At 62.3% G+C, this 15,820-nt stretch carries 12 protein-coding genes, 1 tRNA gene and 1 pseudogene; 11 read left to right on the top strand and 3 right to left on the bottom strand.

All coding sequences use genetic code 11. The annotated features are described in order from the left end of the window. Nucleotides 1-108 precede the first annotated feature (108 nt). Both AC1DFC_RS14405 and rng read left to right on the top strand, forming a co-directional pair. Nucleotides 109-711, top strand: a complete 603-nt coding sequence (locus AC1DFC_RS14405) for a Maf family protein (protein WP_413331567.1) — start codon at nucleotides 109-111, stop codon at nucleotides 709-711. Nucleotides 712-718: 7 nt separating this feature from the next. Further along, nucleotides 719-2,245, top strand: a complete 1,527-nt coding sequence (gene rng / locus AC1DFC_RS14400; RefSeq protein ID WP_413331568.1) for a ribonuclease G — start codon at nucleotides 719-721, stop codon at nucleotides 2,243-2,245. On the opposite strand, the gene msbA is transcribed toward rng, so the two are convergent. Further along, complete coding sequence (gene msbA / locus AC1DFC_RS14395) at nucleotides 2,242-4,026, bottom strand: lipid A export permease/ATP-binding protein MsbA (protein WP_007829191.1); 1,785 nt, start codon at nucleotides 4,024-4,026, stop codon at nucleotides 2,242-2,244. The two genes, rng and msbA, sit on opposite strands and share 4 nt — an antisense overlap. A gap of 254 nt (nucleotides 4,027-4,280) precedes the next feature. Here msbA and tolB point away from each other — a divergent pair, with 254 nt between their 5' ends. The 7 genes from tolB (at nucleotide 4,281) to AC1DFC_RS14360 (ending at nucleotide 9,552) form a co-directional block, all read left to right on the top strand. Further along, on the top strand, nucleotides 4,281-5,507 hold the full coding sequence (gene tolB / locus AC1DFC_RS14390) for a Tol-Pal system beta propeller repeat protein TolB (protein ID WP_007829189.1): 1,227 nt from the start codon (nucleotides 4,281-4,283) through the stop codon (nucleotides 5,505-5,507). Nucleotides 5,508-5,535: 28 nt separating this feature from the next. Then, nucleotides 5,536-6,054, top strand: a complete 519-nt coding sequence (gene pal, locus AC1DFC_RS14385) for a peptidoglycan-associated lipoprotein Pal (RefSeq protein WP_007829187.1) — start codon at nucleotides 5,536-5,538, stop codon at nucleotides 6,052-6,054. Next, a complete protein-coding gene (ybgF, locus tag AC1DFC_RS14380; RefSeq protein WP_042672779.1) occupies nucleotides 6,054-6,803 on the top strand; it encodes a tol-pal system protein YbgF in 750 nt (249 codons plus the stop codon). Before pal ends, ybgF begins: the two co-directional genes overlap by 1 nt. 19 nt (nucleotides 6,804-6,822) lie before the next feature. Next, complete coding sequence (locus AC1DFC_RS14375) at nucleotides 6,823-7,677, top strand: tRNA threonylcarbamoyladenosine dehydratase (protein WP_007829184.1); 855 nt, start codon at nucleotides 6,823-6,825, stop codon at nucleotides 7,675-7,677. Between the two features lie 48 nt (nucleotides 7,678-7,725). Next, nucleotides 7,726-7,801: transfer RNA gene (locus AC1DFC_RS14370), tRNA-Lys, on the top strand. Nucleotides 7,802-7,969: 168 nt separating this feature from the next. Beyond that, complete coding sequence (locus AC1DFC_RS14365) at nucleotides 7,970-8,971, top strand: site-specific integrase (RefSeq protein WP_007829183.1); 1,002 nt, start codon at nucleotides 7,970-7,972, stop codon at nucleotides 8,969-8,971. Between the two features lie 161 nt (nucleotides 8,972-9,132). Continuing rightward, on the top strand, nucleotides 9,133-9,552 hold the full coding sequence (locus AC1DFC_RS14360) for an alanine-zipper protein (protein ID WP_007829182.1): 420 nt from the start codon (nucleotides 9,133-9,135) through the stop codon (nucleotides 9,550-9,552). A gap of 110 nt (nucleotides 9,553-9,662) precedes the next feature. Here the strand turns inward: AC1DFC_RS14360 and AC1DFC_RS14355 are convergent, their stop codons facing one another. Next, complete coding sequence (locus AC1DFC_RS14355) at nucleotides 9,663-10,313, bottom strand: hypothetical protein (RefSeq protein ID WP_007829181.1); 651 nt, start codon at nucleotides 10,311-10,313, stop codon at nucleotides 9,663-9,665. A gap of 165 nt (nucleotides 10,314-10,478) precedes the next feature. Further along, nucleotides 10,479-11,013, bottom strand: a pseudogene (locus AC1DFC_RS14350) (IS66 family transposase); the annotation flags it as partial. Nucleotides 11,014-11,380: 367 nt separating this feature from the next. Between AC1DFC_RS14350 and AC1DFC_RS14345 the strand changes: the two are divergent. Further along, complete coding sequence (locus AC1DFC_RS14345) at nucleotides 11,381-12,049, top strand: hypothetical protein (RefSeq protein ID WP_007829177.1); 669 nt, start codon at nucleotides 11,381-11,383, stop codon at nucleotides 12,047-12,049. A gap of 43 nt (nucleotides 12,050-12,092) precedes the next feature. Further along, nucleotides 12,093-15,743 (top strand): beta strand repeat-containing protein, encoded by a 3,651-nt coding sequence (locus AC1DFC_RS14340; RefSeq protein ID WP_478179459.1) that lies wholly within the window; start codon nucleotides 12,093-12,095, stop codon nucleotides 15,741-15,743. Nucleotides 15,744-15,820: the final 77 nt, after the last annotated feature.

Here is a 15,820-nt window from a genome sequence, read left to right as displayed (position 1 = left end):
ACCGACGGGCGGGCCGCGCGGCTCGATGCCTCATCGGTGGCCTTGCAGTCCTTCACTTTCTTTTCGGACCCGGGCGGCCGCCGCTCGGCCCTTCAGGAGCACTGAGCCTTGTCGGATTTCATCTACCTCGCTTCACAAAGCCCCCGCCGCGCCCAACTGCTCGGCCAGCTCGGCGTTCGCCATGCATTGCTGCTGGCCGATGCCGGCGAAGACGCCGAATCGCTCGAAGCCGTGCTGCCCAATGAGGCCCCGGCGACTTACGTGCAGCGCGTCACGGCGCTGAAGCTCGATGCCGCCGTGGCCCGGCTCCGGAGCCGCGGACTGGCCGAGGCGCCGGTGCTCTGCGCGGACACCACGGTTACGCTTGGCCGCGCCATCCTCGGCAAGCCCGAGGACGAGAAGGATGCCGCGCGCATGTTGCGGATGCTGTCAGGAAGCACGCATCGCGTGCTGACGGCCGTGGCGCTGCAGCACGGCACGCAGCGCCATGCGGCGCTCAGCGTGTCGCGCGTGCGCTTCGCCGACATCACCGATGCGCAGATCGCCCGCTACGCCGACAGCGGCGAGCCGCTCGGCAAGGCCGGGGCCTATGCCATCCAGGGTGCGGCGGCCGCGTTCATCGAGCACATCAGCGGGTCCTATTCGGGCATCATGGGCCTCCCCATGTTCGAGACCGCGCAGCTGCTTCGAAGCGCCGGTTTCAATACCTGAGAATTCCATGCAAGACATCCTGATCAACTGGTCTCCGCAGGAGACCCGTGTGGCGCTGGTCGAGCACGGCGCGGTGCAAGAGCTGCACGTCGAGCGCACGCTCGAGCGCGGACTCGTCGGCAACATCTACCTCGGCAAGGTGTCGCGCGTGCTGCCGGGCATGCAGTCGGCCTTCATCGACATCGGCCTGGAGCGCACTGCCTTCCTGCACGTGGCCGACATCGTCTCGCCGTTCACGCCGGGCTCGCGGCCCAGCGCACCGGCGCCTGAGCGCGACCATCGCAACGGCGGCCCGATGGTGCCGATCGAGAAGCAGGTGTTCGAAGGCCAGTCGCTGCTGGTGCAGGTCATCAAGGACCCCATCGGCACCAAGGGCGCGCGGCTGTCGACGCAGATCAGCATTGCCGGTCGGCTGCTGGTGTTCCTGCCGCAGGACAACCACATCGGCGTTTCGCAGAAGATTCCGTCGGACCAGCGCGAGTCGCTGCGCAACCGCATGCTCGCGCTGATCGAGGCGGCCGCGGCTGCCGACAGCGGCGGCGTCGTGCCCGTCAACACGGGCGGCTTCATCCTGCGCACCAACGGCGAAGATTCCAGCGACCCCGAACTGGCCGAAGACATCGCCTACCTGCGCAAGACCTGGTCGCGCATCCGCGAGGCATCGATGCGCATGCCGCCGATGTCGCTGCTGCACCAGGACCTGAGCCTGCTGCAGCGCGTGCTGCGCGACATGACCAGCGAGGAAACGCAGACCATCCGCATCGATTCGCGCGAGCAGTTCGAGGTGCTGTTGAAGTTCGGCCTCGAGTTCATGCCCAAGGCGGCCGGCAAGCTGCAGCACTACAGGGGCGAGCGGCCGATCTTCGATCTGTATTCGGTCGACGAGGAAATCGCGAAGGCGCTGGGCCGGCGCGTCGAGCTCAAGTCGGGTGGCTACCTGGTGGTCGACCAGACCGAGGCGCTGACTACGGTGGACGTGAACACCGGCGGCTTCGTCGGCGCGCGCAACTTCGACGACACCATCTTCAAGACGAACCTCGAGGCGGCACAGGCCATCGCACGGCAGCTGCGGCTGCGCAACCTGGGCGGGATCATCATCGTCGACTTCATCGACATGGGCCGCGACGACCACCGCGAGCAGGTGCTGGCGGAATTCCGCAAGCAGCTTGCGCGCGACCGAGTGAAGACCACGGCCGGCGGTTTCTCGCAGCTCGGACTGGTCGAGATGACACGCAAGCGCACCCGCGAATCGCTGGCGCACATGCTGTGCGAGCCCTGCGTGGCCTGTGGCGGGCAGGGCATCGTGAAGACCGCACGCAGCGTGGCCTACGACGTGATGCGCGAAATCCTGCGCGAGGCGCGGCAGTTCACGCCGCGCGAGTTCCGCATCGTGTCGTCGCCGCAGGTGATCGAGCTGTTCCTCGATGAGGAAAGCCAGCACCTGGCGGGGCTGAGCGACTTCATCGGCAAGCCGATTTCGCTGCAGTCCGAGCCCGCGATCGGGCAGGGGCAGTACGACATCGTGCTGCTTTAGAGCGTCGGATCCTGCCCCGGCGTGGCGCTGCGCACGGCCAGTGTCTGCAGCCGCGCATAGAGCCCGTCCAGCGCCATGAGCTGTGCGTGACTGCCTTGCTCCGCGATGCGGCCTTGCTCCATCACGATGATCCGGTCGGCGTGCTGGATGGTCGAGAGGCGGTGGGCCACGATCAGCGTCGTGCGGTTCTGCATCAGGCGCTGCAGGGCGTCCTGAACCAGCCGCTCGGACTCGGTGTCGAGGGCCGAGGTGGCTTCGTCGAGCAGCAGCACGGGGGCGTTCTTGTACAGCGCGCGGGCAATGGCGAGGCGCTGGCGCTGGCCGCCCGACAGCTGTGTGGCGTTGTGGCCGAGCACCGTGTCCATGCCCTGGGGCAGGCTTTCGACGTGCGCACTGAGGTTGGCCGCCGCGATGCACTGCAGCACGCGCTCGCGGTCGATCTCTGCGCCCAGCGCCACGTTGGCGGCCAGCGTCTCGTTGAGCATCACGACGTCCTGGCTCACCATGGCGAACTGGGCGCGCAGGCTCTTCAGTTGCCATTCGCTGGTGTCGTGCCCATCGAGCAGCACCTGGCCGCCGCTGGGCTGCACGAAGCGGGGCAGCAGATTGACCAGCGTGGTCTTGCCCGAACCCGAGGGGCCGACGAATGCGACCACCTGGCCGGGCTCGATGGTCAGGCTCACGCCGTCGAGCGCGCGTTGTTCGTCTTCGCCTCGGTAGCTGACCTGCACGTTGCGCAGCTCGATGTGTCCTTCCGCATGTTCGACCTGGAACGTGCCCTGCGACTCCGATGCCACGTCGTCGATCAGGACCAGCCCGCGCTCCAGTGCGGCGAGGCCGCGCGTGATCGGGCCGGCCACTTCGGCGAGGCGCCGGATCGGCGCAATCAGCATCAGCATGGCCGTGATGTAGGCAACGAAGCCGCCCACCGTGAAGCCCTGCTTGCCGCTTTGCCAGAGCGCGATCATCACCACCACCGACAGCGCGAGAGACGCCATCATCTGCGTGAGCGGCGTGGTGGCCGCCTGCGCGATGGTCGACTTCACGGCCAGGCGGTTCAGTCGCTGGCTCAGCTGTTCGAAGCGGCGGCCTTGCGCGCCTTCCGCGCCGTGCAGGCGCACCACGCGGTGGGCGAGCACGTTCTCCTCGACCACGTAGGCCAGTTCGTCGGTGGCCTGCTGGCCTTGCTGGGTGAGGCGGTACAGCCGCTTGGAGAACACCTTCATGATCCAAGAGATGCTGGGCACGAGGAATGCGACGATCAGTGTGAGCTTCCAGTTCAGGTAAACCAGATAGCCGAGCAGCGCGATGAGCGTGAAGCCGTCGCGCGAAAGGCCGAGCAGCGCCTGCACCAGCAGCATTGCGCCGGTCTGCACTTCGTAGACCACCGTGTTCGACAGGGTGCTGGCCGATTGGCGCGCGAACAGCGCGAGTTCGGCGCCGAGCAGGTGCTCGAACAGCACCCGTCGCAGCTTCTGCATGCCTTCGTTGGCGATGCGCGACAGGGCGTACTGGGAGATGAACTGGGCGATGCCGCGCACCGCGAACAGCAGCAGCACGGCGGCAGGCACGAACCACAGGGGCATTTCGCCGCGCGTGAAGCCGCGATCGAGCAGTGGCTTCAACAGCGCGGCCATTAGCGGCTCGGTGATTGCAGCCAGCATCGCCCCGCTCAGTCCGAGGGCCCACCATTGGCGCGAACCGCCAAACCAGGTCATGAGTCGCGCCAGACGGCGCATCAGGGGAGGGCGGGCGTTCTCGCCGCCGGGGGATGCTTGCATGGCGGCGGATTCTACGGGGGGCCTCGTTCAGCGCTTGCCGCGGTTGCTTCTGTAGGACCGCGCCGCTCGATAAACGTTTTGTGACGGCCGCCCCAAGCCAGTGTGTAACATGTGGCCCGACAAAGCCGGGGAGAACTTTTTACCCGGAAACCTCTCCGAATCGCATGAACAAGCCGTTGCCAACTCCAATTCCAACTCCTTCTTCATCACTTTTTGCACGCCGCACTCTCATTGCGGCCCTCGCTGCCACCCCCATGATTCCTGCACTGGCCCAGTTCCGGGTCGAGGTGTCGGGCGTCGGGCTCACGCAGTTGCCGATCGCGCTCGTTCCTTTCAAGGGCCAGGAAGGCTCGCCCCAGAAGATCTCGGACATCGTCCAGGCCGACCTGGAACGCAGCGGCCAGTTCCGCGGCGTGGATGCCTCGGGCCAGGCGCTGGACGAAGCCTCCCGTCCCGACCTGTCGCTGTGGCGCCAGCGCACCGCCGACTCGCTCGTGGTGGGCAGCGTCACCCGGCTGGGCGACGGCCGCTTCGACGTGAAGTTCCGCCTGTGGGATGTGGTGAAAGGGCAGGATCTCGGTGGCCAGAGCTACACCGTGCCGCAAGGCGACCTGCGCCTTGCCTCGCACCGCATTGCCGACTACGTCTACGAGAAGCTGACCGGCGAAAAGGGCATCTTCTCGACCCGCATCGCTTACGTCACCAAGGGTGGCAGCCGCTACTCGCTGTGGGTGGCCGATGCCGACGGCGAGAACGCACAAGCCGCGCTCGCCAGCCCCGAACCCATCATCTCGCCCTGCTGGTCCTCCAATGGCCAGCAGCTGGCATACGTGTCCTTCGAATCGCGCAAGCCGGTCGTGTACGTGCACAACGTGGCCAGCGGCCAGCGCCGGCTGCTTGCGAACTTCAAGGGTTCCAACAGCGCACCGGCCTGGGCGCCCGACGGCAATTCGCTCGCCGTCACGCTCAGCCGCGACGGCGGCTCGCAGCTGTTCTCCATCCCGGCCGGCGGCGGCGAACCGCGTCGCCTGACGCAAAGCGCAAGCATCGACACCGAGCCTGTGTACTCGGCCGACGGCGGCACCATCTATTTCGTGAGCGATCGCGGCGGTGCGCCCCAGATCTACAAGATGAGCGCCAGCGGCGGCAACCCGACGCGGGTGACCTTCAGCGGCACCTACAACATCTCTCCGTCTGTCAGCGGCGATGGCCGGTGGTTGGCCTACATCTCTCGCGTGGGCGGTGCCTTCAAACTCCATGTGATGGAGTTGGCAACCGGCAACGTCAGCGCGATCACCGACACCTCCGCGGACGAAAGTCCAAGCTTTGCCCCGAACAGCAAGCTGATCGTCTACGCAACGCACCTGCAAGGCCGCGAAGCGCTCATGACGACCACGCTCGATGGAAAAATAAAGGCACGGCTTGCGGGACAGGCGGGAGACATCAGGGAACCGGACTGGGGTCCGTTTCAAAAGCAATGACCAAGGTTTATTTGAGGAGTTTGAAAAAATGTTGAAACGTACGATTTATTCGCTGGCCATCGTGGCTCTCATCGCCGGTTGCTCGTCGGGCACCAAGCTCACCGACACGCCCGTGACCGACGGGCGCGGCACCGCGGGCCAGCAGGGCGGCGGCGCCAGCACCGTGACGCCAGTCAATGCCGATCAGAACGCCGGCACCGCGCAGGGTCCGGTTGGCGTGGCGCGCATCGTCTATTTCGACTATGACAGCTACACCGTCAAGCCCGAATTCCAGTCGCTGATCGACGGCCACGCCAGGTTCCTCAAGGCCAATCCGCAGCGCCGCGTCTCGATCGAAGGCCACACCGACGAACGTGGCGGGCGTGAATACAACCTGGCGCTCGGCCAGAAGCGTGCCGAAGCCGTCCGCCGCGCGCTGACCCTGCTGGGCGTGAGCGATGGCCAGATCGAGGCCGTGAGCTTCGGCAAGGAAAAGCCTGCCGTCCCGGGCTCGGGTGAGGAAGTATGGGCACAGAACCGCCGCGCCGAACTCCGCTACACCCGGTGATGCCACGCGCTCTCATGCGAGGCGCGGCGCTGGCCGCCGCCCTGCTTTGCGTCTCGATGGGGTCGCAGGCCGCACTGTTCGAGGATGACGAGGCTCGCCGCGCCATCCTCGATCTGCGCCAGCGCGTCGAGGCCATGCGCCAGCAGACCGACCAGCGGCTGACCGACGAGAACGGCCAGTTGCGCCGCAGCCTGCTCGACCTGCAGAACCAGATCGAGCAGATGCGTGGCGACCTCGCCCGCATGACCGGCCAGAACGAGCAGCTCACGCGCACGCTGAGCGAGATGCAGTCGCGCCAGAGCACCATCGACGACAAGCTCAAGCAGAGCGAGCCCTCGAAGGTATCGGTGGACGGCCGCGAGTTCACCGCCGATCCCAAGGAAAAGGCCGACTTCGACGCCGCCCTCGGCGTGTTCCGCTCGGGCCAGTTCGCGCAGGCGCAGACCGCGTTCGCCGAATTCGTCAAGCGCTACCCGCAGAGCGGCTACAACGCTTCTGCGCTGTTCTGGCTCGGCAATGCGCAGTACGCCACGCGCAACTACAACGAGGCCATCGCGAACTTCCGCTCCATGCTCTCGCTCGCGCCCGACCATGCCAAGGCCCCCGAGGCCGTGCTGTCGATCGCGAACTGCCAGATCGAGCTGAAGGACACGCGCGCCGCGCGCCGCACGTTGGAAGACCTGACCAAGGCCTATCCGCAGTCCGAAGCCGCGCAGGCCGGCCGCGAGCGCCTCTCGCGCCTGCGTTGATGCCGGCGGAGCCTTGCGCTTGAGTGCCATCGTCATCGACGCTTTCACCACTCCTCCCACCGCCGCGGATGTCCTCACCGACACCGCGGTGCCCGATCTTGCGCGCCGCTTCGGCGGACTCGAGCGGCTGTACGGCGTTGCCGGTGCCGCGCGCATCCGCAACGCGCATGTGCTGGTCGTCGGCATCGGTGGCGTGGGTTCGTGGGCGGTCGAGGCACTGGCGCGCAGCGGGGTGGGGCGGCTGACGATGATCGACCTCGACCACGTGTCGGAGTCGAACATCAACCGCCAGATCCATGCGCTCGATGCCACCGTGGGACAGGCCAAGGTCGAAGCCATGCGCGACCGCATCGCGCAGATCAACCCCGGATGCAAGGTGCAGGCGATCGACGATTTCGTCGAGCCCGGCAACTGGACATCGCTGCTCGATGCGGCGCAGGCCGCGAACGGGCCGGCAACGGCCATCATCGATGCCTGCGACCAGGTGAAGGCCAAGGTGGCCATGGCGGCGTGGGCGCGTGCATCTTCTTCATCGCGCGCTGCGTTCGTCACGGTGGGCGCGGCGGGCGGCAAGCGGCAGGCGCACAAGGTCGACATCGACGACCTGTCGCTTGTCACGCACGACCCCTTGCTGGCGCAATTGCGCCAGCGCCTGCGCAAGGAACACGGCGCGCCGCGCGAAGGCCGCAAGATCGGCATTGCCTGCGTCTTCAGCCGCGAAAGCGTGGCGCCGCCCGACGCGTCATGCGCCATCGAAGGCGACGGCTCGCTCAACTGCCATGGCTACGGATCGGTGGTCAGCGTCACCGCGACCTTCGGTCAATGTGCAGCGGGCTGGGTTCTCGACCAAATCGCCTCGAACGTCACGCTATAATCTTAGGCTTTGCCGGATTCGATACCGGCTAGAAGAAAAAATGGTTCCGGGACGTTAGCTCAGTTGGTAGAGCAGCGGACTTTTAATCCGTTGGTCACTGGTTCGAATCCAGTACGTCCTACCACCAACACTGAATCGGTCGAAACCCAGCATCTATGCGGGTTCCGGCCGTTTTTTTTGTCTTTTCGGATGGCGCGGGCACAACAGGAATCGGCGCCGAATTTGTCATTTCAGTGCAATTTCAGTGCACTGGACATTGTGGGCTTCATCGATCGACCAGAGGACCCACCACTTGGCAAGCATCCAAAAGACCCGCGAGGGCAACTACAAGATCCAGATCCGGCGCAAAGGCTGGCCAGCCTGGTTCGGCACGGCCGACACGTCAGCGGAAGCGCACCGCATCGCACGGGCGATCGAGGCGGACATGGACCGCGGGACTTACCGCGACAACCGGGAGGCCGAGAGCACTACGCTGGCGGAGGCATTCGATCGCTATGGGCGTGACTTCAGCAGCCGTAAAGCGCATCCTGAACGGGACCTGCAGCGCATTGAACGCTGGAAGCAGCATCCGCTTGCGCAACGGTTCATGGCAACGCTGCGGGGGGCCGACTTTGCGGCGTATAGGGACGAGCGGCGCCGGGCGGGCCGTGCCGAGAATACGATCAGACTCGAGCTCCAATTGGTAAGCCATCTGTTCGAAATGGCACGAAAGGAGTGGGGCTGGGAAGGGCAGCCGAATCCGCTGAAGAACATCCGAAAGCCCAGCGGCACAAAGGCGCGCGATCGGCGCCTGCACCCTGGCGAGCGGGAGCGCCTAGCAATGGCGCTTGCCGAGACCGGTAACCCATGGGCTGCTCCCGCCTTCGAACTGGCCGTAGAGACCACGCTGCGGCAGGCCATGCTTTTCGAACTGCGGTGGGAGTGGATCAGCTTGGCCGACCGAGTGCTCATGATTCCGCGCGCCTACCATCAGCGCGTAAACAAAGGGGTTCCGCACGAAATCCCGCTGTCGTCGAAGGCGATGACGGTCCTGCAAGCCATGCCGCGCAGCATCGACGGCAGAGTGTTCGGGTGCACGGCCAACGCGGTCTTGATGATCTGGAAACGAACCCTGAAGCGTCTCAAGATCAGTGGCTTGCGTTGGCACGACCTACGCCATGAGGGGGTGTCCAGATTGTTTGAGAAGGGCATGAGCGCCATTGAGGCCTCGAGCATCAGTGGTCATAAGTCGTTTGTGATGCTCAAGCGGTATACGCATCTTCGGGCGACTGATTTGCTCGCGAAGATTGGTTAGCGAGCCAATCAGGGCCGCGTGAATTTGTCATTTCAGTGCACAGAGGTGCCACCCGCACACTGGCTTCGACCACCCGCAGGCTTTGGCCGATTCATCTCCTCGGCACATCCAACCCTCCTTTCGGGCCTGCGAGCGGTCACCAACTCGAAAGGAACTTCCAGATGAAGATGAATCCATGGGCCGGCGCCGCGCTGGTTCTTACTCTTGCCTTCAGCGCGCATGCGCAGACCTACCAGGTGGCGAATTCGACCGGCGGTCAGCAGGTCGCAGGGGCCCCTATCGCGCAATCGATCGCCTACGTGACTTCGTTGGCGAACAACGCTCAGGGCACCGCGAACAACGCCCAGAGCACCGCCAATTGGTCCGGCCAGGTGGCCCAGGACGCACGCCAGGCAGCCAACAATGCGCAGGCTGTGGCCAGCAACGCTCAAGGTGTGGCGAACCGGGCCTTGAACGGTGTGAACGTCGACTACGAATACATCGTTATCACGGCCGCGAACTCTTGCGCAGCCACAGCAGGTGGGGTCAGTGCTTTCCCGATGTGTTTGGCGCTCGCATACGCCAACATGCCTCGCCCCTGAGCTCGGAGCCTCAACAAAGAAAAGCGCCTTCGGGCGCTTTTTCTTTGAGTACGAAAGATCGGCGGTCGGTGGCTGGTCCAGGGGCAACGCACCCGCGAGTCGATCTACGATCAGCTTCCCATCTTGAACGTGAACGTTTTCATGAAGGCGCCCGTCGCGTTCGACGTGATCGCCGGATTGGTGCCGCTGCTCACTGGATGCCCGTTATTGAAGTCGGCGATCGCGGTGTTCGTGCCAGCAATCGACACCGTGTACTCGGTGTTGGGTTCCGGCGGGACATCCGGGAGGATGATCGCCCGACTCGGGTCGAGGTGGCTGTTCGGATCGTTCGCGCACGTCATCGTCGGGCGCAGTGCGATCGCTGTGAGGTCGGATTTCTTCACCATCGTTGCAGAAGTGATTTCCACGAGCTGGCCAGGACGCACGGCGATGATGATCGGCTGGCCGATCGGGTTCGCCGCAAGGTCACGGCCGGGGATCGGATTCGGCGACTCGTTCTTCAACTCGAACGCTGTGCCCGTCGTGCCGTTGCAGGGGTAAGTCCGGATTTCCTCTGCGCCTGGGTGCTGTGCAAACGCGGTTTGCTGCAGACCGAAGTTGTATTGCGCGATCGTTCGTGGACCGCCCGAACCCGTGGTTCCAGCGTCGTCGCTGCTCTTCACAGAGATGCCGACGTCGAGTGCAGCGGTCAGCAGGTCGAGTGCGTGGTAGGGCGCGCTCAGGAGGCTGCGGATCGACTCAGCGCCGCGGCCCGTGCTCACGTTGGCGTTGCCGCCGGTGTTGTCCGAGTTGTCATCGAGCGCGATTCGCCATGGATATCCAGCCGCCGTCGCGCGATCACCCGGGCCGATGCCAGTGAAGAACGTAAGGTGCTCAATAAACCACGCCCTTGCGCGCGGCGCCGGAATCGATGCGCGCGCAGAGGTCTACGGTTCGACGAGCTCGATGTTCCAGGGCAGCAGCGCCTCGTAGTCGTCGGCAGTCTGCGCCAGCGGCAGCTTCTTGAACAGCGCGACGAGGTAGCGGTAGGGCTCGACGTTGTTGGCCTTGGCGGTCTCGATGAGCGAGTAAAGATTGGCACTGGCGTTCGCGCCGCCTACGGTGTCAGCGAACAACCATGACCGTCTTCCGACCACGAAGGGGCGAATCGCGTTCTCCACCGGGTTGGAGTCCCAGCGGCCAAGCGCCGTTGTCCAGGAACCGCACGAGCTTGGGCCACTGCCCGTGCAGGTAGTGCAGTGCCTCGCCCAGCAAGCTCGACGGCGCAACACTATGCAAGTGCGTCAGCAGCAGTCGCTCGATCTCGCGCACGACCGCGGCGCTGTAGCGCGAGCGCATCCGCAACCGACGCGCGGGCGTCCAATCCCTGGCCAAGGCCTCCGCACGGTACAGCTTGCCAATCAGCCGCACGAACCGGGTCGCGAGCTGATCCGGTGAGCGAGCCGCCTTCGGGATGGCTGCGTCGAGCGACATCCTCGATGTGCGTGAGAACGGGGTCGTGGGCACCGTCACCGGCAACGGCGACTACGTGGGCACGGCCAACGGCGCGACGGGCGATAGCATCCTCGATGCGGGTGTCAGCAAGAGTTCGTCCAAGCAAGTCAGGGTGCGGTCAGTTGAAATAGTAATAAGCGCAAAACCAAAATTCCAACGCTTTGGCTAATTTTCGGCTAACTTTTTCGCGGCGCTCATCAAATAGCATTCATTCCATATAGTTCGCTGAAGCGATGACTTCAATATGCCTAAAGTGATTTTTCCAAAAATCCAGCCAAGCCGCCCCGCATTTTGAAGTGCAATCGATAAAAGCACTAAACACGCTTGGAAAACCATGAATTACCTCCATGCCGACTGCAAATCAAGAGCGCGCAGGATTTTCTTCTTCCTTTTTCTTGTTGCGGCCTCGCAGTGGGCACTCGCAAAAGCACCTTCAGAAAATCTTGACGAGATTCTTCGGCAAGCGCGTCACGCCACTGAGGTCAGAATGTTTTTTTTGCCACTCAAACTCCGCGCTAATGCGGTGCAGGAAGCCGAATTGCTATCGTCTGGCTGTGAGCTCATTCTGATCGACAAGAGAGGTATCGCGAGATTAACTCAATTGATTGAGCTATCAAAGCCACATTCCCTGCCAAGCCCTATGGGCTGGGAGCCTTTGAACGGGATTTATTTTCTACTACCTACGGGGGAAAAAATAAAAATCCTCCTCGGTCAAAATTACGCTCCACCTCACGATTTTCGCTTTGGCACTATCGCGATCGAAGCCGTAAATGGCAAATCTTTACTGCCGGGGGTGATATCCCACCTCGATGGATCGTTCGAAATAGTTGAGTCTCAAGACAATTCAAAATCTTCTGCAATTCCTATCAGGGTGAATAAGGAACTTGTTGGATCAGTATACTCCCTCGCCGTTAAGCAACGCTCGAATCAAGGCAAATCGGGCGTGATGGAGAGGGGCAATTGTTCGAATTTCCCCAAAAAATCGGATTTCCCTCCAAATTAATCGGCTTCTTGAGTTTTCAGCCTTTATAGACCAAGGGATTTAAATGACCACATTCACCGCGGCTAATTTTGGTGTTTCCATTTCCTCGGGGGCAGCGCAAAGCGATGTCGATAGCCTGAACTCAGCCCTCTCCTACCTGCAGGGAAGTTCTGATGCCCAGACAATATTGCAAGGCATGGTAGATCGAGGCGTCTCCATTAGCATAAATCACAGCGGAGACGACGAGTATGTTCCAACGCTTGCGCAGCAGGCGCAAATTCCTGGTTTTAACAATTCGGGCGCACCAAATACCGTCTACTGGGATCCGGGAAAAGGATTTGTCGTTGTTGACTCCACGGGAGTTCCCTCTGGAGTAGATTCATCGGCGATGGCATTGATCCATGAGGGAGCACACACAACAGATCCCAATCTTGCTGCTGACTTTCAAACCCCTTCGTCGGGAAAATTTCCGAACCTGGCGGAGCAAGTAGCCGTTGCCGCAGAAAACAATGTTGAATCCCAACTGGGCGAATCTGTTCGCATCGACTACAACAATTCTCCGTTCTTACTCACCACAAACACCACGCTGCACACCGCAACCAACAATGATGGAAGCGTCAGTTGGCAAGAGCAAATCTCGAATGGACAGATCACGCTGACCGATCAAACACATACCCACATCGGTGCGGGCGGCAACGCCGCCCCGAATTTGGGCACGGTAAATAGTGACGGATCTATTACTGCAGATCATGTAAATATTGAAATTGGATCCGGGAGTATTTCTATAACGGGTGGTGGAAACAACATCGCACTGAGCAACGGCAGCAGCGCCAATCTGACATCTAGCGGAGAAAATACCGTAACTTGTGGAAATACAGTCGCCATTATTTCCGGCAACTCTATCGCAACATGCATCAATGGAAATTTGAATGAGTCAGGGCAAAATAACTCCGTCAACGCAACTGGAAGCAATATTTCAATCAACGAAACCAATGGAAATGTGACATTTTCCAATGGTGCCACCGGCGATGTGGAGGGCACCGGTAACACGATCGTCGCGGGCGAGAATGACGCACTGAATATTTCCGGTGACAACAACACCGTCTCAGGCGCAACTGGCAGCACGGTCAATCTGACAGGCCAGGGCGAAAGCGTCAGTATCACTAACGGCACCGTCAACCTCGGCGCCAATACCCGGGCCACCATCAGCGGCACGGGCGTCACGGTGGACGCCGTCGACGGCGACCTCGTGACCGAGAGCAACGCCACAATTTACGTCGCGGCCGGCAGCACGGTCACCATCACCGGTTCAGGCGACACCATCGTGGCCGCCGCCAATGCACAGGTCACAGTCGCGGGAGGCAGCGAATCCATCAGTGGGCAGGCCGGCGACACCTTCATCCTGAGTGGCACCGGGGCCAACGCGGACACCGTGACGGACTCCAACGCCACTGTTGTGTTGGGCAGCAACGCAGATGTCAATGTGATCGGCGGCGCCAACACCATCAACGAGAGTGCTGGCGACCAACTCAACGTTTCCGGAACCAACAACGATTTCGACGCCGTCAATGTCAACGGCGGTGCGATTTCAATGGCGACCAATACTCAGGTAAACCTCTTCGGCAATAACAACACAGTGCGAGAGGCGACGGGTGACAGCCTCGGTGCCTATGGCGGAGGCAACACCATCGACACCGTCGCTGGTGCGTTGACCGTCGTTGGCGGCACCAACGGGAACCTCGACCTCGTCAATGCCAATGGCGACGGCTTTGGCGGCACCACGGCGAATGGGCAAGGCACTGGCATCTACCTGAACGGCAACAGCCAAGCCAACGTTTCGGGCGGCAACGACGGAGTGAACCTGGGGGGCAGCGGCGACTACCTCGGTCTGCTCGGCGGCTCGGGCTACTCCGTCAACGGAACCGGCGACAGTATTGGCACCTGGGCCAACACCAGCTTCAACCTCTCGGGCAGCAACGACGGAGTGAACCTGTGGGGTGGCGGCGACTACCTCAGTGTTAACGGCAACGGCAACAACGTCTGGGCAAACAACAGCACGATCGACCTGCTCAATAGCAATGCGGAAATCCAGGTCAGCGGGGATTCCAATGTCTATGAATCCTCTTCAGGTGCTACCGGAGACACTTTCGTCGACTACGGCACCTACAACACCCTGACCGCGTCGAGTGACATCCTCGATGTGCGTGAGAACGGGGTCGTGGGCACCGTCACCGGCAACGGCGACTACGTGGGCACGGCCAACGGCGCGACGGGCGATAGCATCCTCGATGCGGGCAACTACATGACGTTGTGGTCCAGCGGCGACACGATCGACATGCGTGCCAACGGCACGGTCGCCACGGTCACCGGCAACAACGACAACATCGGCACGGCCGTCGGAGCCACAGGCAACGACATTCTGGACTCCGGCAATTACATGACGATGTGGACCAGCGGCGACACGATCGACATGCGTGCCAACGGCACGGTCGCCACGGTCACCGGCAACAACGACAACATCGGCACGGCCGTCGGAGCCACGGGCAACGACATCCTCGATTCCGGCAACTACATGACGATGTGGACCAGCGGCGACACGATCGACATGCGTGCCAACGGCACGGTCGCTACGGTCACCGGCAACAACGACAACATCGGCACGGCCGTCGGAGCCACAGGCAACGACATTCTCGATGCGGGCAACTACATGACGATGTGGACCAGCGGCGACACGATCGACATGCGCAACAACGGCACGGTCGCGTTGGTCACGGGCTCCAACGATACGGTCGGCACTGCCATAGGCGCAACCAACGACACGATCCACGATACCGGTGCCAATATGTACCTCACGGCTTCGGGCGACATCCTGGACGTGGATGCCAGGGGCCTCACGGCTTACGTAACCGGCAACAACGATCTGACCTTCGGGAACTACGACACCATGCTCGCGTACGGGGCCGGCGACTATTCGTTTGGCCAAGGCGACTCTCTCGGGGGAGACATGGTGTCGAATGACTCGACGTACTACGACGACGTTTGGTACGACGAGTTCGACCCATTGCTGCTGAACTTGACGGGTGGAGCCGTCCAAACCCAGTCACGTGCGACATCCACGGCAACCTTCGACGTGCTGAACAATGGTCAACCGGTTCGGACAGGCTGGGCGACAACAGGCGAAGGCATGCTGGTCTACAACCCCGCCACACCCGACGCACCGGTGACACAGGACAGTCAGTTGGTCGCGGGTTTCAGCGCGCTGAAGAAGCTCGACAGCAATAACGACGGCGTCATCGACAGTCGCGATCAAGCCTGGAAGGATCTGCGCGTCTGGGTTTCCGACGGAACCGCGAGTTTCACTAGCGGTCAGTTGCAATCGCTGGATCAACTTGGGATCTCCTCAATCAACCTCAATGCCACTTTGCTCAATCAGAACAGCAACGGCAACACACTGATTGACGCGAGCACGTTTACATGGACCGATGGCACTTCGGGCAATATTGATGGAGTGGATTTTGACTTCAGAAGTTTGATGCTACCGCCCGGAATTCCGATCGTCCCGGCGGACTCGGCCGCCCAGGTCGCGGCAATGACCTCGATCGATCAACTTGTCAACGCGATGGGAAGTTTCGCGCCGCCTCTGTCAGCGCAGACGAGTTCGATCGCGGCAAACAATCCGCAAGTCACCGCACCACTGCTGGCTGCCGCGCACTGATAGAGATCCCGCACGAGGTATCGAGGGCATCGCTCCCACGCCCCTGGCTGCAACGCAGTCGGGCGCACTTCTCAATT

The organism is Variovorax sp. 10L421 (genome assembly GCF_056395365.1).
Note: the sequence above shows the minus strand (reverse complement) of the source record. Positions and strands in the feature narration are given on the sequence as shown.